We start from the raw sequence: 20,006 nt of genomic DNA on the forward strand, positions 1-20,006 counted from the left end.
AAAACGCCATGGAGCGTTTTGCAAAAAGCTCCTCTTGGGTTCGTGAAAAAATTTGTGTTTCTGCCGTAGGCTTCAGAACAAAACAACTATCTTGTCTTGACTTCCGGGCTAATTTACCTATAATAACAATCTTGCGCCGTTAATTCGGTGGTCTCTGGGCGGCGATCCCCCTCGATGAAAGGTTGGTCGCCGTGTCTGTTATGGTAAACCCTTCAAACAGCACTGGGGTGCTATAATGGATGCGAAAGATGCAGACAATAGTAAAGAAAGCACTGGGGACCCACACCATCCTCGAATTTACAGGCTGCCCTGCGGAGCGGCTTACGGATTCAGGAGAAGTGGAGCAGGCCTTTCGCGAGGCCGCACGGCGTTCAAACGCCACAATTGTAAATTCGCTCTTCCACTACTTTAACCCGCATGGTGTTTCAGGAGTGGTGGTGATAGCGGAGTCGCATTTTACCGTTCACACTTGGCCCGAGCACGGTTATGCCGCTATTGATTTCTTTACCTGTTCGGATGACGTGGACATTGATATAGCGGTTGAACATCTGCGCAGATGCTTGGAACCTGAAAGAATCAGCCGCAAGACGTTTGAGCGTGGAGTTTTTGATTGACTGAAAGCGAGTTGTGGTATACCGAGGAGTACACTGAGCACATACGCTTCAGTTATCGGGTAACCGATCTGCTCCTCAGGAAACAAACAAAGTACCAACTCCTTGAAATCCTCGAGACGCCCGAGTTCGGGCGTCTCATGTTATTGGACGGAAAGGTGATGGTCACGGATAGAGATGAGCATATCTATCATGAGATGCTCGTTCATCCGGCCATGCTTATTCATCCGGCTCCGAAAAGAGTTCTCGTTGTAGGCGGTGGGGATGGAGGCACGATAAGGGAGATTGTAAGACATCCTGCTGTCGAGAAAGCTGTGCTCGCTGAGATCGACGATGAAGTCATCGAGGCTTCAAAGAAATACTTCCCAGTCTTAACGTCGGGGTTATCCGATCCTAGAGTTGAGTTGCAAATAGGTGATGCCGCGGAGTTTGTCCGAACAACGAAGGAGCGTTTCGACATCTGTTTTATCGATTGCACCGATGTCGCAGGACCGGGACCTACCGAGATCGCCGGCACTCTGATAACTGATGAGTTTCTCGATAATCTCAGAAGCATTATGACTGAAGACGGGATAATGGTAGCTCAGTCGGAAACGCCCGTGTATTCCACCGCTTACCTCAAGAACTACACAAGACGTTTGAAAGAGCGCTACAAACACGTCGCGGCCTACGTAATAATGGTTCCATCATACGCCGGACTCTGGTCGCTTACCTGGGCGGCAAAAACAATCGATCCATTCACTGAGATAACCCGTACCCCTCCCCCCGGTCTCAAATATTTTACGCCTGCCCTCTTTAAGGGTTGCCTTGAGATGGGCAGGATTGACCTCTGGGGTGAGCGGCCTTAGGGAAAAATCGACCCCGCCTTCACCTTCTAGCTCTCTAATCCTAAAGCTTATAAGTCGTCATCAAATAAATCTATACGCCTTGCGTATTTCGACTTTGTGTTTTTTGAAGCAAGTGCGGAAACAAGCATCTGATACCGTGATGCAGATGTAGCTGTTTTCGATAAATACTCATTCCGATTCAATAACACCTTCTCATACTTAGTCCGCTCTCATGGTCAATTCCCTTAATAATTGACTTTGCCCCAAGAACGTTTATTATCAAGCGTGGACTTTCCTGTTGCAGAATTTGACCGCGCAAACAGAGCAGGCGCCATTGTATTTATTTCTCTCATACTTCTCTTCCTCCTTGCGGCTTTGGCCCCCTTTGACTTCGAAAAGTATGTGAAGGAATTTCCCATTAGATGGCTTTTAGCAGGGATTGGCTTATTTTATCTTGTCCTGATGCTTATTGTTACTGGATGGGCGCCGGCAGGTTATAGACTGACAGATACCGAGTTTGTGGTTCGCAGACGCTTTTTCGGAGAGAAACGGTATCCGCTGCAGTTTTTCGAACGTGTGGAAAATGCGGAAGGCATATTTAAGGCCGGCTCGCAAAAGGTTTCGGGGTCAGCCGGGCTCTTCGGTTATTTCGGCGCTTTTCGCAACCGTGAATGGGGGAAATTCGAAGCGCAGGCGACAAACTCAGCAAAGGCATTAATCATTTTGGGTACGAAGAAACTCCTTATTTCTCCTCGAGAGCCTGAGCTGCTAAGGGAGATTCTGACCGCTAAGCTTATCCGCAATAAGAAGTAGAAAAGGAAGAAGGTCCCAGCCTTTCGGCAAGGACCTTCGGACCATGGGAGGAGTGCAGGAATTTCAGATCACACTAAATCACCTAAGAACTCTTTCCTCTATCCTGAACCATTCAGCCACTTAATGGCCTGCTCCTCATTCAAGAAAAACTCCGTTTTAACTTGTTTCCCCAATCTTTCAATCATTATCCTTCCCACAATCTTAACTTCAGGTCTGCTCCCCACAACTGCCACTTTAGAAAAACCTGCGGCTTGCGTTTCATCGGCAAGTTGCTCCCTGACATCCTCATCCGGGAAAGATTCTATGTCTGAAAGATCGATAAGAGCTCTCCTGGTTTCCTTTTTATCCATAAGTTCCCGGAATATCTTTCCCAATTCAACAACGTCTTTCCTGCCGCACAGCCCTACGAATCTTATTCTCAGGGCATTATGATCTTGATCAAACCACACACGGTGTTTCATACTACCTTCCGTATTCTTCAACTTTACGCCTTAGCAATCCCACTATCATTACGCTAAGACAATCATGCTTTCAGGATGATCTTGTCTCATACGTAAAGAATTTAGGGAAAAACTTAACCTTATCAATAGGACATCTAACCTATATCTTGCGCTACTAAAAAAGCCCTACCCCCTGAATCCTTAGTTGCTATAAAAGCCCTTTTGTGACTGCGTAACGGGTCAGTTCTGCAGTGGAATGAACACCCAGCTTCTCCATGATATGAGCGCGATGGGTCTGCACCGTTTTAAAGCTTATTTTTAGAATCTCTGAAATCTGTTTGCTGGTATAGCCTTCAGCGATGAGTTTGAGGATTTGGCGTTCACGCGATGTAAGTTTTGCAGGTCCTTGACGCGAACCTCCTCTGGACTGACCTTCCTGGAGCTGTCTTCTCAGTTTTTCAGAAACGGATGGCGAAAGGAATGTTGACCCTCTATAAACGCTGTGTACGGCTGACACTAAGTCAGAAACCACAACATCCTTAAGAATATATCCTGAAACACCAACTTTGAAGGAATCCAGAATATACTCTTCGTCATCATACATCGACAGTATTAGTATTTTAGTTTCAGGTATTTTCTCTTTGATCTTACGTGCGGCTTCCACTCCTGAAAGCAAAGGCAGCGCCATGTCAAGAACAACCACGTCCGGTTCTTCCTGAATGCAGACATCAACGCCTTTCAACCCGTCTTCTGCTTCAGCAACTATTTCTATATCGGACTCCTGTTCCAAAAGAACCCGGATGCCCTTTCTCACAACTGTGTGATCGTCTACGAGAACAACTCTTATTTTATCGGTCATTACTCCTCCGGTTTCATTCTATTCATAATGGGCCGGATTGCAACCTCGACTCTAAGATGCGTACCTTCGCCCGGCGAAGATTCAAGTTCCATTCGTCCCCTTATTAAAGCGACCCTTTCCTGCATTGAATGCAGTCCCAATCCTCTGTGTTCAGAAAGCGTTTTATCCAGGTCGAACCCCTTTCCGTCATCCGATATGGTAAATCTAAGTAGGGGTGCATCGTAATCAAATACGATTCTAATCTCTTCCGGCTCTGCATGTTTTAATGCATTATTCACAGCTTCCTGGATAATCCTGTAAATCATGATTTCGGTCTCCTGTTCGGTGCGCGGGAACTCATCTTCAGTCTCTACTTCAACGCTGACCCCTGTTGCAACAGCTACGGATCGTGCAAGCGCTCTTACTGCAGCAAGAAGCCCCAAATTATCAAGGGCTGGTGGTCTTAAATCGTAAGAAAGATCTCGAATGAATTTCTGAGTCTCCTTAACCATATCCTTTGCCTCTTTTATTCTGCCCTGGGAGTTTTCGTTTTGATTCATCTCGGGCGTGGAAAGAATCAAAGCTATGCCTGTGAGCTGCTGTGCGATTTCATCGTGAAGAACGCGAGCAATGCGTCTGCGTTCTTCCTCTTCGGCCTTTACGAGTCTGATATGCAAATCCGTAATCTGTCTTTCACGCTCTCTAAGATTCTCGTATGACAAGGCGAGTTCTCTCGATTTACTCTCTGTGGCGAGTGCCGACGAGAAGCTTTGCGATGCGGTCCAGAGCAACCTTATGTCCTCAACATCCCATTCTCGTCGCTTTTTTGCCTCATCGAATCCTATGGCGCCCCAGAATCTGCCTTCGACGAATATCGGAAGTACTAAATAGGCAACAATACCCTCTTTAGAAAAAGTCTTTTTTTCTTGTTCGGGCATCTCATCCACTAATCCATGCATATCCTCACCCGTAGAAAGTCCGGCCAGCCACCTTTCGAATCCTTGCTCATAGTAAAGTCTGTTCATGTTTCCATTATCGAGTTGAGGCACATCTTCAGAAACCCATCTGTGCGTTCTGTTCATGAAATACTTGTCGTCTTCATCTTTATCATGGGAAAAAATATACACTCTGCTCACTTCTGTGACCCTGCCCAACCGTTCAAGAAACTCATGTATCGAGTTGTCAGTAATTCCTTCCGCAAGAAAAAGCGAAGACACTTCGTAAAGGGCTTTCTCGTATTCCATCCTGAGTCGTAAAGCACGTTCCGATTCCTTACGCTCCGATATGTCTCTTGCTATGCCTTGTACCGCAACAATCTCGCCTTTGTCGTTTTTTATCCAGTTCCAACTCAGGGAAAACCAGTGACGGATGCCATTCTTGTCATAGATTTCAGAGTCAATTTCCTGCACAGGATGCGATTCCCGCAGTGATTTTGCGAATACGGCTCTGAGCATGATCATCTCGTCCTGAGGTATGGCCTGTATGACTGACTGAGGGTTCTTAATTATTTCGTCAGGCTCGTATCCAAGACGCCTGGAGGCCGGGGACACGTAAAGAATTTGGCCTTTAATTGTAAGGAGGAAAATTATATCCATAGAAGTTTCAACCAGCGTTCGATAACGTTCCTCTGACTCAGCCAACGCATTTTCTGCAAAACGTCTTTCCTGCTCTTCAAAGAATCTATCCATGGCAGCGCCGACAAGACGAGCGAAGGTTTGAAATTCCTCAAGTTCAAATTCGGACCACGTCCTTGGCTCTTTTGAATCGCATACCCCTATAAAGCCGTAGAAATTTCCCACTATTTTTATCGGCGCAAACATACCTGACTTGGCATTTGATTCCCCTAAGAACCTCCCTTCTTCAGTTGTTGTATCAGGTGACGTTTTAACAACTAGGCTGCCGGAAAGAAAATTCTTATAGATTTTCGGGAAATTTGAATAATCGTAACTTGATCCGAATATTGATTTTTTTTCTTCCTTCTTCCACTCGTGAGTTATCCGAAAATCATTCTTGCCTTCAAGATTTGTAGCAAGGTAGACCCTATGCGCTTCAAATACTGAGCCAAGAATCTTCAATGAATCCATAATAAAGACGTCAAGATCATCGATAAGTATCGCCTTATTAAGTATCTCTGTAATTGTAGTCTGATATATCAATCTTACCCTTAATTGCTCCTCGGCTTTTTTAATATCCGAAATATCTGTGAGAACGCCGAGTGTGGCATGAAATCTGCCGTCGGAATAGTATACCGGCGCCGCATTAACCAAAACATCCCTTAGTGAACCATCTCTGTTTATAAGTGATAATTCGTATCGGGAGGTTTCACCTTTTTCCCTTCGCAATGTCTCATTAAGAATCAATTCCTTTTGATCTAAAGGAACATAGTCGGTTATTAACCTACCGACAAGCTCCTCTGCATTATAACCTAAAAGCTCAGCCATCTTGGGATTCACAAAAAGGATCTTCTCATCCGGGGCCACAAGACCTATCCCCTCCTGTGCAGTATGAATCAGAGTTCTGTACAGCTCTTCGCGTTCACGAAGAGCTTCTTCGGCTTCTTTGCGCTCTGTGATGTCGCGAACATATTCTATGAGCCCTTTCATCTTTCCGGTAGATAAGTCCATCAAGGGAAAGGTATAAAGTTCGACCCATCCAACGCTTTCACCTTCAGGTCCTCTTTTCGGTACAACTTCGTATCCGGCTTCTCTCGTCTCCTTCGTTCGCTTTCCCGGACAAAACTCACATACTTCGTGCCTGTTATGATAGACTTCATAGCACTTTTTCCCGATGAAAGGCGCTGAATGAGCATACCACTTTTCCATAGTCGGGTTTACTCGGACAACATTAAGCTCATTATCCAGGATGCTTAACCCATCCTGTATACTTGCAAATATGCTCGCAAGGAATCTCTCTCCTTCACGAATGGCCTCCTCGGCTTGCTTTCTTTCCTCTATATCTCTTAAGAAAACAAGTATCGCACTGCCTTTTCCCCAAGGAATCATACTGCCGCTCAGTTCGAGCGGGAACCTTGTGCCGTCAATTCTTAGACCCACTCCTTCTCCAAAGAACCCGCCTCTTGTCTTGACCTGATTTATAAGTTCGGGCATTATCCCGCTCATTTCTGGTGAAACTAAATCAACAAAGACTTTATCAAGAAACGCCTCCTCCGAATACCCGTACAGGTCAGTTGCTTTCTGATTAACCGCCAGTATTTTACCATCGAATCCTTCGACTATTATGGCATCATTAGCCTGTTGAAAGAGGTTCCTGTAGCGTTCTTCCGATTCCCGAAGAGCATCTTCCGTAATCTTACGGTCCGTTATATCGCGAGATATTACAAGCGCTCTGTCGACAAGACCCTCCTCGTTGGTTAACGGCCTTCCCTTTGATTCAACCCAGATGTATGAGCCGTCTTTCTTTTTAGTTCTGAATTCCAAGGATGAGCTTTTCGCATCCCGCCACGATTCTTTAAAAGCCTTAATCACCATCTGACGGTCATCAGGATGCATTATCTCTACTGCAGTCATCCTTGATAATTCTGCTGCAGAGTAGCCGAGGATCCTCTCGACCGCAGGGTTGAAATATAAATAATTCAAGGAAGAATCATGAAGAGTTATAAGATCGTTTGCGCTCTCAGTAATCAATCTGTACCTCTCTTCCGACTCAGCCAGAGCCTCCTCTGCCCTTTTGCGTTCAGTAATATCGCGAACTATCGCCTGAATGATGATTTCACCCCTTAACTCCAGGCGATTCAACGATACCTCAGCATCGAAAGGAGAACCGTCCAGCCTTATGTGCTTCCAGTAAAATCGCTGAGGCTCCCCCGCTAAAGCTGCCTTAATCCTTTTAATAGCGGCATCTTTTGATGAAGAACCGTCTGGCTGGAAAGGTGGCGAAAAACGGTAAGGAGTTTGGCCGACTATCTGGCTTCTTTCGCACTTGAAAAGCTCAAGAGTAAGCGCGTTACAGTCCACAAAAACGTCTTCAACCATTGTGAAAATGGCGTCATCGGCATTCTCGAATAACGCTCTGTATCTTGTTTCACTCTCCTTAAGGTCGGAAAGATTTCGCGACCTCAGATAAGCTATGGAAGCCTGCCGCGCAAAGATGCGCATCTTTTCCTGATCCTCTTGATTGAAAACTCTCTTAATCGCAACGAGATTAATTACACCCAGTAACCGGTCACCATAGAGAAGAGGCTCTGCAATAACCGACTGCATTTCATCCTCTTCTCCTTCCGTTCCCTGCGTCGATAATGTTTTTCCCTTACTGTTATAGTTTAGATACAAACCTCGTTTATCAGCGGCTGCTTGTCCGGTAACACCCTGGCCCAGCGAAAACTTATAGTCAAGCAACTTCTCCTTTATTTGTCTTGCATTGGTATAGTACGGTACAAGAAGCTCCTGCTTACCATCCCAAAGAAAGATCGTTGACGAGTGTCCGTCAAGGAGGTGGACAGCTTGATCTGCGATAACGGCCAAAACCTCGGTCAGATCTGTCTTATCAGCCAAGGCAAGTGTTGTTTCATAAAGTCCCCTGTAGGTTCGTTCCGATTCTCGAAGGGCTTCCTCTGAAAGCTTTCGTTGAAGCGCCGTTGAGAACATCTCGGCAATCGTTTCAAAAAAGACTATATCCTCTTTAGGAATAATTTGCGGTTCGCGATTCGCAAGATGCATGACTCCCAGCAACTGACGGGATGCACCCAAAAGAGGCCATGAGATTATTGAATTTATCTCGCTTTCTTCAAATCTTTTCTCGAATTTTTCGAATATTTCGTGTTGTCTTATATCCGGTGCAAAGATTGATTTTTTGGTTCTTGCAACGTATGAAGCGACAGACTGCGGATCATTTATGTTCTGAGAAGGTTTCGGGAGGCTCATCTTCACAGGTCCGTCCTTCCAGAAACCTGTCATGGCAGTAAGTTCAAGCGTACCTTTTTGAAAGTCATAAAGCTGTATCGAACCGGTATCAAAACTCAAAACATCAGCAAAACCCTTAAGAACTCTATCGCATAGATCGCCGATATCTTTTGAACTGACCGCGGCTTCAGCAATAACTGAATACGCCTGTCGTTCTTTTCTTATGGTCTCTTCTATACGCTTTCGCCGGGTAATGTCATGAGCAACAAGTTGAATGGCAGGTTTACCCTGATAAGTAAAGGCTATTGATATTGAATCTACAATAACCTCCTTCCCGTCAATTCGTATGAGCTTTTCTTCAAGGAAGGGGTTTTTGGAATTATCCGCAACTGACTTCATTCTTTCAGTTACGATTTTCTTGAAATCAGGATGAACAAAATCTATAGCTTCTCGTCCAATCAATTGCTCTTCGCTCTGCGCTCCCAGGATTCTGACGGCTGCTTCGTTAACAAAAACCATCTTCCCGTTCTGTAAAACTACTATTGCCTCCGGTGAAAGGGATACAAGTTTGCGATATCTTTCTTCTGATTCTAAAAGTGCCTCTTCGGCTTTCTTTCTTTCAGTGACATCTTCAGTCAGGATTACTACACGTTCGACTTCTCCTGATGCGTTTGGAATTGCGTAAAAGTATTGCGAGACATATATAGGCTCCTCTTTTCTCGTTCTTTTAACTTCAACCTGCGGTATGTGAAAACTTCCCCCGTGCTCGTATACATCCTTGATTTCCTTCTTCCATTGCTCAAGATATGAATCGCTTTCGTCGAATTCGAGACTATCCCTCTCGCGGCTCATATCATCGATAACAGCATCCTCAGACATACCCCATATCTTCTTCCAGGCTTCGTTGGCGCCAAGCAGTCTTCCCGTCCTGTCACGAACTGACACGCCCAAAGGCGCGTTTTCGATAACGGTCCTGTTAAATTCCTCACTCCTCTGCAGAGCCTCTTCGGTTCTTTTTCTTTCTGTTATGTCGCGCGCTATTGAAAAAACTATTTGTTCGCCGGCAAGCTCGAAGATATGGGAGCTTAACTCGACAGGTATCTTACGGCCATCTTTGGCAAGGTGTTTTGTCTCGAATACAATATGCTTCTCTTCGAGTATCCGCTTACCTACTTCAAGAATTTTTTTTCTGTTTTCATGTTCTTCAATCTGTATAGGAGATAATTCCAAAAGTTCTTCCTTAGAATATCCCAATCTTGAGCATGCAACCTCGTTAACATCCTCAAATTTACCTGGTTCCCCATTAGGAGATACGGTATGAATGAAAAGTGCATCGTTAGCGCTCTCGAACAGCATTCTATAGCGCTCCTCGGAATCCTTAAGAGCTCTCTCAATCTTTTTCCTTATCCTGATGTCTCTAGCAAACACAAGATCGGCAGGGCGGCCTTTGTAGTTTATTATTCCTGCATTCACTTCTACGTCGATAAGCTCGCCGTCCTTGGTCAATAGCTGGGTTTCGTATACAGACTGCACCTCTTCCCCTTTCATCCTTCGATTGTATTTGTCCCTTATCTTGTCCCTCACTTCAGGATTAAAAAGAAATGTAAAATCCTTGTCGAGCACATCTTCAGTCTGGTAACCTAGAGTATTCTCAAGAGCCTTATTCGCAAAAACCAGATGGTTATCCTGCAGAATGGCTATCCCATCGAGCGCTTGCTCGACGAAGGAACGATATTTTTCCTCGGAATCAACGAGAAGGGAAAACAAAGTGCTGTTGAGCGCGGCGTCGGCAACCTGGTTAGCGAACAGCGAAAACAATTCCAAGTCCCTCTCCCCAAATGGATTATCCTCCAAACGAACAAGGGTCATGACGCCCCAAAGCTCGCTTTGAGCTATGAGAGGAGCCACCAAAAGGCATTTCGCAGAGTCTTTAACACCGGGTATTCGAATTGCATCATCCGAAAGGTGAATATGATTTGCTATCATGGGTCGCCTTTCCATTGCAACCTTTCCAGTTATACCCTTGCCGAGAGGGAACCGGTAGGCAAGCCTCTCTTTCTTGTCTTTTTCAATCGTTGTCGTTATAGGTATTAGCTCGTCAACATCAGAGTCGAGTCTATAGACTGTGCAACCGTCTGCATCTATGAGTTCGGTTGCCCTTTCTGCTATTATCTTAGCTACTTCGTCCTCGTTAAGGCTTGCCGACACATCAGTACTTATGTCCAAAAGAGTCCTCAACTCCTGGCTGCGGCGTTTTATCTCGGCCTCGTTCGCTTTTCTTTCGGTAATATCCCAGAATACAGCCTGTGATGCGGGTTTGCCTTCGTACATGGTCGGCATGGAGGTTACTTCTACGTCAATGATCTTTCCGTCGAGACGAAGGAACTTTTCCTCAAACAAATCGGACGTTTCGCCTTCTTCTATGGATTTTTTGATTCTCGAAGTAGCGGTTTCCCGATAGTCAGGATGAACAAAATCAAGAGCATTCAACCCCATTACATCTTCTATACTATTCGCACCCATGAGTTTCAGACACGAATCGTTCGCATATACAACCTTTCCTTCGCAATGTACGGCAATGGCGACAGGGTTAAGTTCAACCAACTTGCGGTACCTTTCTTCGGATTCTCTTAATGCATACTCTGAGCGCTTCCTGTCTGTGATATCTCGGACAATACCGCGGTACCCCTTGAATTTCTTATCCCGGTCGAATATAGGTACGCCTGAGGTCTCAAGAACAACCTTGCTGCCGTTTTTATGCAGATTAATATTTTCAAGAAGATAAAAGGATTCCCGAGCTGCAACAATCGAGGCAATTTTCTTGGTTATTCTGTCAGCCTCATCTTCAGGCATAAAATCGAAGGGCGTCCTGCCAAACAGCTCCTCAGGCTTATACCCCAGTATATCAAAAGCCCTTGGGTTTGAATACACATATTTGTTGTCCTCGTCTATTTCCCATACCCAATCGCTTGTCGTCTCGACAAGGCCCCTGAATTTCTCTTCTGATTCCCTGAGTGCTTCCTCCGAACGCTTGCGCTCTGTTATATCTATTACGTATCCGAGGTAGTGGGTTATATTATTCTTTTGATCTCTTATTATTGTTGTATAGTCATCAACCCAAATTCTTCGTCCATCTTTACAGGTCAGTCTATACGGTATGTGGTGAAACTCCTCTACGCCGCTTTCACTGTAAGTTTTGACTTCATTCGCCACCCTTTCAAGCTCCTCTTCAGGAATAATCTCAGCGTAGGATACTTTTCCTGTAATCCATTCCTCCACCGAGTATCCCATAACATCCTTAACGTTAGCCGAGACGTATTCAACAGGCCAACCCTGCTTGTTCTGCCATTTGAAGACTACTACCGGACCCGAAATGAACATCTTTCTTTCCTGAATCAACTCAAGGTTCAATTCTTTCAAGGCTTCTTCAGCCTTTTTCCGTTCCGTAATATCCCGTACAACAGTTACAATGCTTTCTACCTTGCCGCTTTCATCCTTGACAGGTATCTTTCTTGTTTCCGTGAAAATCTCCCTCCCTGAAATAATATTGGATTCCTGGGTTATCAAAGGCTTGCGAGTCTGCCACACTTCTTTGTACTCTTTTTGAACCTTTGGAGAAAGAAACGGGAAAACATCGAACAGCGATCTGCCGATAACATCGTCAAGAATTATGCCAAGCTCGACGGACCAGAGTTTGAAAGCAAGATTATGCATGATTATCCGCATATCCCTGTTAACGACGTGAATGAGTTCACCCATCGAATTGATTGTCGAGCGGTACAGCTCCTCTGAAGCCTTTAAGGAATCCTCGGCTTTTTTCCTGTCTGTAATATCGCGGACAACCGTGAGAATTCTTTCTACCGAACCTTCTCGATTCTTAACAGGTATTTTACGCACCTCGATTATAACCTTTTTTCCGGCAACCTCGATGACTTCCTGAGTTTGAATTGAATCCCCGTACTTGAACACCTTATCATAGTCCTTGCGCGCACTATCGGAAATGAAAGGGAGGACATCAAAAAGAGGCTCGCTCGTAATATTCGCAAGCTTGAGTCCAAAAACCTTCATCCACTTAGTCAAGATATCGTTATACATTACAATACGCTTTTTATTATCTATCACATAAACAAGGTCTTCCATCGAGTCTATTGTCGAGTGGTAGAGTTCCTCCGATGAAGAAAGCTCCTTCTGCACCCTCATGTAATCGGTGATATCAACACAGTGACCTAATCTGGCTTTTTCACCCTTATATGATATATCTCTTGTATAAACGTCAAGGCAAGCCTCTTCTTTATCTTTACGTATAATCCTGAAAGAATAGTGTGAAGCGGTATCCTTACCCTTTGTTCTTTTATCTACACGTTCACGATCTTCCGGGACTATCAAATCGACCGTCCTCATTTTCAGCAGTTCTTCTGCAGAATAACCGGTCATCCGAACCATCTGCTCGTTAACGTAGAGGAAACGGTCATCACGGTAAATGTAAACGCCTACAAGAGCGGACTCGCTAAGTGAACGGTACATCTCCTCAGATTCCTCGTGAATGACGCTTGCCATATTTCCGAATGATGTTTCTGCCCCAACCATAACCGCTCCCTTTATTGCACCCTTAGATGTCTTTAATGGATAAAAGGAGGTTCGGATTGACGTGTGAGAGCCGTCCTTTGTCTTTGATATTACTACCTTTTGTTCAAGCACCTCGCCTGCACGTATTCCCTGCAGAGTTTCGGCAGGAAACTCGATAAAGTCGCCAACTTCTGAATTTAAGGCTTCCTTCCTGCCGGTGTTAAAGAAAGCCTCAGCCCCCGGGTTCCACTCAGTAATAAAGCCTTTATCATCAAATGCAATACAAACTACTGGAAGCCGTCTCGAAAGAGACAAAAATAAAGCCCCTACATCTTTGTATTCTTTTTCCAAATCTTATCTCCGCATAATTATTATAGATAATAATTAATATTGTGCTCCGCGTCAAGTGCATCCAGCTTGACTTCGTTAATTGAATGAAGTAAAATCCCGTTAGGATGTCTGTATCAGAAAAACCAAGCGTAATCGCCAAGCGCTGTTTCATAGCTGCCGGAGCGCATATTATTGGCGAAGTCGAATTGGGAGAGCTTTCGAGCGTTTGGTATAATGCCGTATTGAGGGGTGATTTGAACTACATCAAGATAGGGAAGGAAACCAATATCCAGGATAACTGCGTCTTACATGTGACAGATGAACTGCCTGTTATCATTGGAGACAGAGTGACCGTAGGTCACGGAGCCATTATCCATGGATGCGTGATTGAAGATGATTGCCTTATCGGAATGGGAGCGGTTATTCTGGACGGGTCCCGCATAGGCCGTGGATCGGTGATAGGAGCAGGATCGCTTGTAAAGGAGAGAATGAAGATTCCTCCTTCCAGCCTGGTCGTCGGCGTGCCTGGAGAAATCAAAAGAACTCTTGATCCTTCAACCATCGAGATGATTAGGGAAGCGGGAAGGCATTATACAGAACTCACTAAAAGACATCTGGGGGAGCTAAAGGAATGAAAAAAACAAGTACTACATTAACGTGCTCGACCATTCTTTTAGTTTTTTTGGGGATAACGGGCTGCACAGCGCCTTTCATCAACAGAGAGAAATACGAAGCCGAAGCAACAGCATACTTCAACACCGGGGAAGAGTTCTTCAAGAAAGGAGACTACGACAAGGCAGTCTCTACCTTTACGAACGTCATTAAAACCTACCCGCGCTCCCAGCTTGCAGATGATGCATACTATCTTGCTTCGCTTTCTTTCGCTAAAAAGAAGGATTGGGAGCACGCAGTTGGAGCTTCATTGAATCTTGCTAAATCTTATCCCGCATCTCCTCTTATTCCGAAAACAAAGATAATTCTTGCTGAAGGCTACAATAACATCGGCATGTACGAAGAAGCTCTCTTAAATTATATCGAAGCCTATATAGTCTCGGATATTCCTAAGGAACGTGAGATAGCTTCCTCCCAGGCAAAAAACCTGTTGGGCAGAGAAAAAGACTATAGTGTTCTTTTAGATATTTATGATCGTTATGGAAATACTGATGCAGCGGAATGGATTCTCTACAGGCTTGGAGATTTGTCGTTTCAACTTGAAAACTACGAGGCTTCTGAACGGCACTTATCCGAGTTGAAAAGGAGATTTCCCAAGAGCCCGTATATTGATAAGATAGGCGGGAAGGACATATCCGCATCAAAACTTAAGAGCGAATTAACCATCGGGGTGCTGCTCCCTCTGACCGGAAGCCTTTCTTCATATGGTCTAAATGTGAAGCAAGGTATAGATTTGGCAAACGACCTGAAGGGAGACGCAACGGTCAAACTCGTGGAATACGACACGAGATCAGATCCTGGAGAAGCTCTAAGGGGAGCCGAATATCTCTTAAAAGAGGAAGCAAGTGTAATCATTGGCCCATTGACTTCCTCCGGCATTACTGCCGTCACAAAAGCTGCCGCAAGAAACGGAACTGTCGTTATTTCTCCGACTGCGACAGACCCTTCCCTCTTATCGCAATACGAATGCTTGTTCGAACTCAATTCGTATTCGGAGGAAGAGACTAAAGCCATTGCAAGTTACGCTTTAAGCCAAGGTATGACTCAGTTCGGGGTGCTTTACCCCAATTCGGAAAACGGTAAATTTCTTGCCGATGTTTTTGCCAAGGCGGTTGAGAGAGGAGGAGGAAAGGTTCTTTACTCTTCCCAGCTCAGCGACACTGTTACAGAAATTCAGAAAACCATCGTATCTGTGAGATACAGTCCCGCTCAGGCTGTATTCTTACCTTTTACTAAAACTCAACTTATGTCTGTTGTACCCGAAATCGCATACTACAGGTTGAAGGTAAAAATTCTGGGGATAGATGACTTCGCGGACTCGGACATATTGAGGCGGGGTGGAGTACCTTTCGAGAACGTGTGGTTCGCTTCTCCTCCGTGCAAGATTGAGACGAGCTATCCATTCGAGGTTTTCTTTTCACAGTATAAATCTCTATACGGCAAGGACCCGAATTGGGAATCCGCCCTGGGATACGATGCATACAACTTTATTATTGCCGCATTCTCATCCGGGAAATCGGAATCTCTCTGCAGATCGCTTCGTCAACTGGATAACAGAAGAGGAACTCTTGGGCGTCTGGTTTTTATCGATTCCCCCCAGGAACCTTCTCTTCGTATTTATACAATAAAAAATGAAGAAATTAAGGAGGTAGTTAGATGACAGACAAGAAATCTTTAAAGAAAAAAGATAAAAAAAGAACAGAACCGGTTGCGATTCAAACCCCTAAATTCAGTTTGCTGAACTGGCTTCTGCTGTGTGTTGCAGTAATAATTATCGTTTTCGGATTCGTGTTCCTTTCAAAAGGTTCTATTACCCTTGCTCCGATACTTCTCGTGCTCGGTTACTGCGTCGTAGTCCCTCTGGCGCTTATACTGCGTCCGAAAAGCAAGCCATCCGGGAAAGATGCATAAGAGTCCTAAAAGTCAACGGCATGAGTGAACATCAAATAGCTGATGCGGCTGAAATATGCCGTATGATAACACGCATAGCTACACAGATTGTAGAACGAAACAAGGGCGTAATGAGCCTGATCCTTGTAGGAATAGTGCGCAGAGGCGATATTCTTGCCAGAAGGCTTGCTGCAGAACTTAAAAGGCTTGAGGGCGGCGAGATTCCTGTTGGAGCGATTGATATCACACTCTACCGGGATGATCTGCAACTCGCATCTGAAATGCCCCTGGTTCAGGCCTCTTCAATACCTTTTGATATCAACAACAAGATAATAGTCCTTGTCGACGACGTTTTATACACAGGTCGAACCGTACGCGCCGCACTCTCTGAGATTCTTGATTTCGGAAGACCCCAGATAATTCAGCTTGCCGTTCTTGTAGACAGGGTAAACCGAGAACTTCCAATAGGCGCCGACTTCATCGGACGAAAAATTCCTGCGGCAAGAGACGAGATCATTGATGTCAATCTTAATGAAACCGACGGAAGAGAAGGCATTTACATAAAAAAACGCGAGGAGACTAAGTGACCTGGAAACATAAGCATCTGCTTGGACTTGAAGGCATGTCAAGGGATGACATAAGCTTCATACTCGATACGACCGAGCGTTTCCATGAAGTACTTGACAGACCCATACCTATAGTACCGGCGCTTCGAGGCAAGACGATTCTGGCTATGTTCTACGAACCTTCGACAAGAACCTCTATCTCGTTCGGAATGGCTGGAAAAAGATTGTCGGCGGATGTAGTCAGCTTCAGCAAATCGACCTCAAGCGTCCAGAAGGGAGAAACGCTGCTGGATACCGTTCGGACTATCGAATCAATGAGGATTGACGGCGTCATTATCAGGCACGCATGTCCGGGTTCGGCAAAGTTCGTAGCAGACAGGGTTGACGCCTTCGTGGTAAACGCAGGAGATGGACCTCACGAGCATCCGACTCAGGGTCTACTTGATCTCTTCTCTGCAAGAAAGCGGCTTGGAACCCTGGACGGGAAAAGAATCGTCGTAGTCGGAGACATAACCCACAGCAGGGTTGCACGCTCGGGAATAATCGGTTTCTCCACCATGGGAGCAAAAGTTACAGTATGCGGTCCCGCGACATTGATGCCAAGAAATATCGCAGAAGCGTTCCCGATGATAGCGGTCGAAACCGATTTAGACAAGGCGATTGAAGACGCAGACATTGTAATGATGCTTCGTCTTCAGCTTGAAAGGCAAAGAAAAGGACTGTTTCCGTCAATAAGAGAGTACAGAACCCTTTACTGTCTGACATCAAAGCGATTAAAAAAGGCGAAAAAAGACGCGGTAGTAATGCATCCCGGACCAATGAACCGTGGCGTCGAAATTGACGCTGATGTAGCGGATGGCCCTAATTCCTGCGTGCTTGCACAGGTGAGGGCAGGCGTGGCCGTGCGAATGGCAGTCTTATACATACTTGCAGGAGGTGAGCTTGAGCGCTGAATCGTATCTTCTCCGAAACGGAACAGTATACTTTCCTGAAGAAAAAACCCTGAGGAAAGCTGATATCATTATTGAAAACGGTTCGATTAATCGGATCCAAGAAAGCATACAACCTCAAGAAGGCATCCAGATCATTGAAGCCGATGGCAAGATCATTACGCCCGGATTCACCGACCTGCACACACACCTCAGGGAACCCGGCAGAGAGGATGCGGAAACGCTAGAGTCCGGAGCTATGGCCGCGCTTGCGGGCGGGTTTACAACAATATGCGCCATGCCGAATACGGAACCCGCAACAGATTCACGCGAACAGGCGGATTTCATAAGGAATAAATCCAAAGCACTGGGTCTGGCTGAAATACTTCCTATAGGTTCGGCAACAAAAGGAAGGCGAGGGGAAGAGATCTCGGAGTACGCGCTTCTAAAGGAAGGTGGGGTGGTTGCTCTTTCAGATGACGGAGATTGGATACGCTCGGCTGAAGTAATGCGACATGCCCTGGAATACGCCGGAATGCTTGGCCTTCCTGTTATTACACATGCAGAGGAACCGACCTTGTGCGAAGGCGGTGTTATGAATGAGGGTAAGGTTTCAACGATACTGGGCCTTAAAACAAGACCTCCTGTAGCGGAAGAAATAGCCCTGAAGAGAGACATCGCTCTCGCCGCATACACGGAATCTCATCTGCATGTCGCCCATTTGACGACCGGAACAGGCGTCGCACTCATTGAAGAGGCTAAGTCAAAAGGCATTCGCGTAACCGCAGAGGTCACTCCTCATCATCTGCTGCTTGCGGATGAGTCCATGTTTTCATTTGACGCCAATCTCAAGGTAAACCCTCCGTTGAGAACCGAACAAGATAGAAAATCCCTCCTCAAGGCGATAACAGAGGGATTAATCGACGCAATAGCCACAGATCACGCACCTCATCCTGTGGAAGAAAAAGAGCAGGAACTCGATATCGCTCCATCAGGAATGATAGGCCTTCAGACCGCTTTTTCGTTGCTCTGGGAAAATCTTGTTGACAAGAGCATACTGAAGCCTGAGACGCTTCTCGGACTTCTTACTACAGGCCCGGCTTCCGTAATAGGAAGAAAAGTCGAACTCAGGGAAGGTTTAATCGTAAATCTGGTCTTGTTCGATCCGGAAGCCCGCTGGGTTTTGGATAATTCCACAAACCGTTCGCGTTCTCGCAACACGCCGTGGTTCGGAAAAACCTTGAAGGGCAAGGTTGAAGCGGTATTTCTCGCGGACAAAAAGTTTTCCTTTTAAGTTGTTCGGAAGTTATCGGTTAGTTTTTCAAATAAAAGGATAGATGAGGTTTAAGTCAGGGTTTTAACAATATCCTCAGCTTTAACCCGCTGGACTTTTTTCCATGAACGCGATTCGAGTCCAAGAATTAGATTAAAGGTAGCAACAACTATAAGCGGGAACCATAAACTCATATAAATAATCGTGACAAAGGTCCGGCCCGTTATCTGCCATATATTATATCTGTGTTCCCGTATGTAAGCGGCTACGAGATTTGCGGAAAATGTCACAAACGTTGCAAGCATGACTAATCCCAGATTCCCGAGCCGAAGATAACCGAGAGTGAATATCCAGACGAACTGGGAAAGAAGATCGGCCACAACGTAAACTGGAACGGCGTACTGCAGAAGGAACAGCACCATATCAAAACGAAGTCTTGGATGGATAGGGCCCCTGAGAATGCGGAGGATGTAATCGAGATATCTCGTCATCCCTCCTTCAATCCATCTCAGCCTTTGCTTAAAGAAACCTCGCAAATCAGGCGCTGCTTGTTCCCACACCGATGTTTCGTTAACAAACCGTATTCTGTAGCCGGCTAAAAGCATTTTTGTAGAGAGATCCAGATCATCCGTAAGGGTTTGAATAGTCCACCCGCCTACGGCTTCGATAGCGCTTCTTTTTACAAACATCCCGTTTCCCTTGAACTCTACGGCTCCGCCGACCATATCCCTTCGAAGCTGAATGCTTATATCAACCTTATACTCGTCGGCCTGCCTCGAACACAACATATTGGTTTCAGGATTCGCAATCCGTTTAGCCACTTGTGCTCCGCAGACTTCGTCGGAAGAAAGATATCCTATTGCCTGAGAGATAAGGTCTATAGGGAAATGAGAATCCGCATCAAGAATGAGTATGACTTCTCCCTTAGTCAGGGGAAGGCATTCGTTAAGGGCAGCCGATTTGCCAGGGAAGGCATCATGGGAACGTGATAGAACATTAAGCGACCTGTATCGCTTCTTTAAACCTTCGAGGACTCGCCCGGTTGCGTCCGTTGAACGGTCATCAATCACCCAGACTTCGAAGTTTCTTTTCTTGCCCTTCTGATATCTCAATTTAAACGCCTGGCTTACTGTTTCAGCTATGACACTTTCTTCGTTATGTGCGGGGATTATTACGGTAACAAAGGGTCTGTAGCCGGGGGACGGCGGTGCGTGCGGGTATTCCCTGCCTATTGTGAGTGCAGCATACGCTACCGCCAGGGCAAGGAATATCCCCGTCCCCACGAAAAACCACGGACCGAGTTTCATAAACATCTGCAACCCGGCAATAGCAAGCACGAAAAGCAGGAGCCACATGCGACGTTTTAATGATAACCCGGCTAGCATTCGTTAT

General features: G+C 45.6%; 13 protein-coding genes. 9 read left to right on the top strand and 4 right to left on the bottom strand.

Features of this window, described 5'->3' with window-relative positions; all coding sequences use genetic code 11:
- Nucleotides 1-239: 239 nt before the first annotated feature.
- The 3 genes from speD to GX441_02810 all read left to right on the top strand — a co-directional run bounded on the left by speD (nt 240) and on the right by GX441_02810 (nt 2,251).
- Nucleotides 240-614: an adenosylmethionine decarboxylase gene (speD, locus tag GX441_02800; GenBank protein NLI97572.1), complete on the top strand. Its 375-nt coding sequence runs from the start codon at nt 240-242 to the stop codon at nt 612-614.
- On the top strand, nt 611-1,459 hold the full coding sequence (gene speE, locus GX441_02805; protein NLI97573.1) for a polyamine aminopropyltransferase: 849 nt from the start codon (nt 611-613) through the stop codon (nt 1,457-1,459). Before speD ends, speE begins: the two co-directional genes overlap by 4 nt.
- A 264-nt stretch (nt 1,460-1,723) precedes the next feature.
- Entirely contained in the window at nt 1,724-2,251 is a 528-nt protein-coding gene (locus GX441_02810) for a hypothetical protein (protein NLI97574.1), read from the top strand.
- A gap of 98 nt (nt 2,252-2,349) precedes the next feature.
- Here GX441_02810 and GX441_02815 read toward each other — a convergent pair whose 3' ends face one another.
- The 3 genes from GX441_02815 to GX441_02825 form a co-directional block, all read right to left on the bottom strand.
- A complete protein-coding gene (locus GX441_02815) occupies nt 2,350-2,733 on the bottom strand; it encodes an STAS/SEC14 domain-containing protein (protein ID NLI97575.1) in 384 nt (127 codons plus the stop codon).
- A gap of 166 nt (nt 2,734-2,899) precedes the next feature.
- Nucleotides 2,900-3,550 (bottom strand): response regulator transcription factor, encoded by a 651-nt coding sequence (locus tag GX441_02820; protein ID NLI97576.1) that lies wholly within the window; start codon nt 3,548-3,550, stop codon nt 2,900-2,902.
- Nucleotides 3,550-13,305 carry a PAS domain S-box protein gene (locus GX441_02825; protein NLI97577.1) on the bottom strand — a complete coding sequence of 3,252 codons (9,756 nt, stop codon included), beginning with the start codon at nt 13,303-13,305 and terminating at the stop codon, nt 3,550-3,552. Before GX441_02825 ends, GX441_02820 begins: the two co-directional genes overlap by 1 nt.
- A 104-nt stretch (nt 13,306-13,409) precedes the next feature.
- On the opposite strand from GX441_02825, the gene GX441_02830 reads away from it, so the two are divergent.
- Genes GX441_02830 through GX441_02855 form a run of 6 tightly spaced genes read left to right on the top strand, consistent with a single transcriptional unit; the run spans nt 13,410 to nt 18,635 of the window.
- A complete protein-coding gene (locus GX441_02830) occupies nt 13,410-13,919 on the top strand; it encodes a gamma carbonic anhydrase family protein (GenBank protein ID NLI97578.1) in 510 nt (169 codons plus the stop codon).
- On the top strand, nt 13,916-15,616 hold the full coding sequence (locus GX441_02835; GenBank protein ID NLI97579.1) for an ABC transporter substrate-binding protein: 1,701 nt from the start codon (nt 13,916-13,918) through the stop codon (nt 15,614-15,616). The genes GX441_02830 and GX441_02835 overlap by 4 nt, the downstream gene beginning before the upstream one ends.
- A 53-nt stretch (nt 15,617-15,669) precedes the next feature.
- Entirely contained in the window at nt 15,670-15,867 is a 198-nt protein-coding gene (locus GX441_02840; GenBank protein ID NLI97580.1) for a hypothetical protein, read from the top strand.
- Complete coding sequence (gene pyrR / locus GX441_02845) at nt 15,849-16,433, top strand: bifunctional pyr operon transcriptional regulator/uracil phosphoribosyltransferase PyrR (protein NLI97581.1); 585 nt, start codon at nt 15,849-15,851, stop codon at nt 16,431-16,433. The genes GX441_02840 and pyrR overlap by 19 nt, the downstream gene beginning before the upstream one ends.
- A complete protein-coding gene (locus GX441_02850) occupies nt 16,430-17,365 on the top strand; it encodes an aspartate carbamoyltransferase catalytic subunit (protein NLI97582.1) in 936 nt (311 codons plus the stop codon). Before pyrR ends, GX441_02850 begins: the two co-directional genes overlap by 4 nt.
- Entirely contained in the window at nt 17,355-18,635 is a 1,281-nt protein-coding gene (locus GX441_02855; GenBank protein NLI97583.1) for a dihydroorotase, read from the top strand. Before GX441_02850 ends, GX441_02855 begins: the two co-directional genes overlap by 11 nt.
- A gap of 50 nt (nt 18,636-18,685) precedes the next feature.
- Here the strand turns inward: GX441_02855 and GX441_02860 are convergent, their stop codons facing one another.
- Nucleotides 18,686-19,999, bottom strand: coding sequence for a glycosyltransferase family 2 protein (locus tag GX441_02860; GenBank protein ID NLI97584.1), 1,314 nt, complete (start codon nt 19,997-19,999; stop codon nt 18,686-18,688).
- Nucleotides 20,000-20,006: the final 7 nt, after the last annotated feature.

The sequence above is a fragment of the bacterium genome, assembly GCA_012517375.1.
Classification (GTDB): Bacteria; Hydrothermota; Tepidihabitantia; order B3-TA06; family B3-TA06; genus JAAYVC01.

What these genes read in the sequence shown, in the direction of transcription:
- GX441_02860 (NLI97584.1), bottom strand. Translation starts at nt 19,999, where the DNA reads ATGCTAGCCGGGTTATCATTAAAACGTCGCATGTGGCTCCTGCTTTTC.
- speD (NLI97572.1), top strand. Translation starts at nt 240, where the DNA reads ATGCGAAAGATGCAGACAATAGTAAAGAAAGCACTGGGGACCCACACC.
- GX441_02830 (NLI97578.1), top strand. Translation starts at nt 13,410, where the DNA reads ATGTCTGTATCAGAAAAACCAAGCGTAATCGCCAAGCGCTGTTTCATA.
- GX441_02835 (NLI97579.1), top strand. Translation starts at nt 13,916, where the DNA reads ATGAAAAAAACAAGTACTACATTAACGTGCTCGACCATTCTTTTAGTT.
- GX441_02820 (NLI97576.1), bottom strand. Translation starts at nt 3,550, where the DNA reads ATGACCGATAAAATAAGAGTTGTTCTCGTAGACGATCACACAGTTGTG.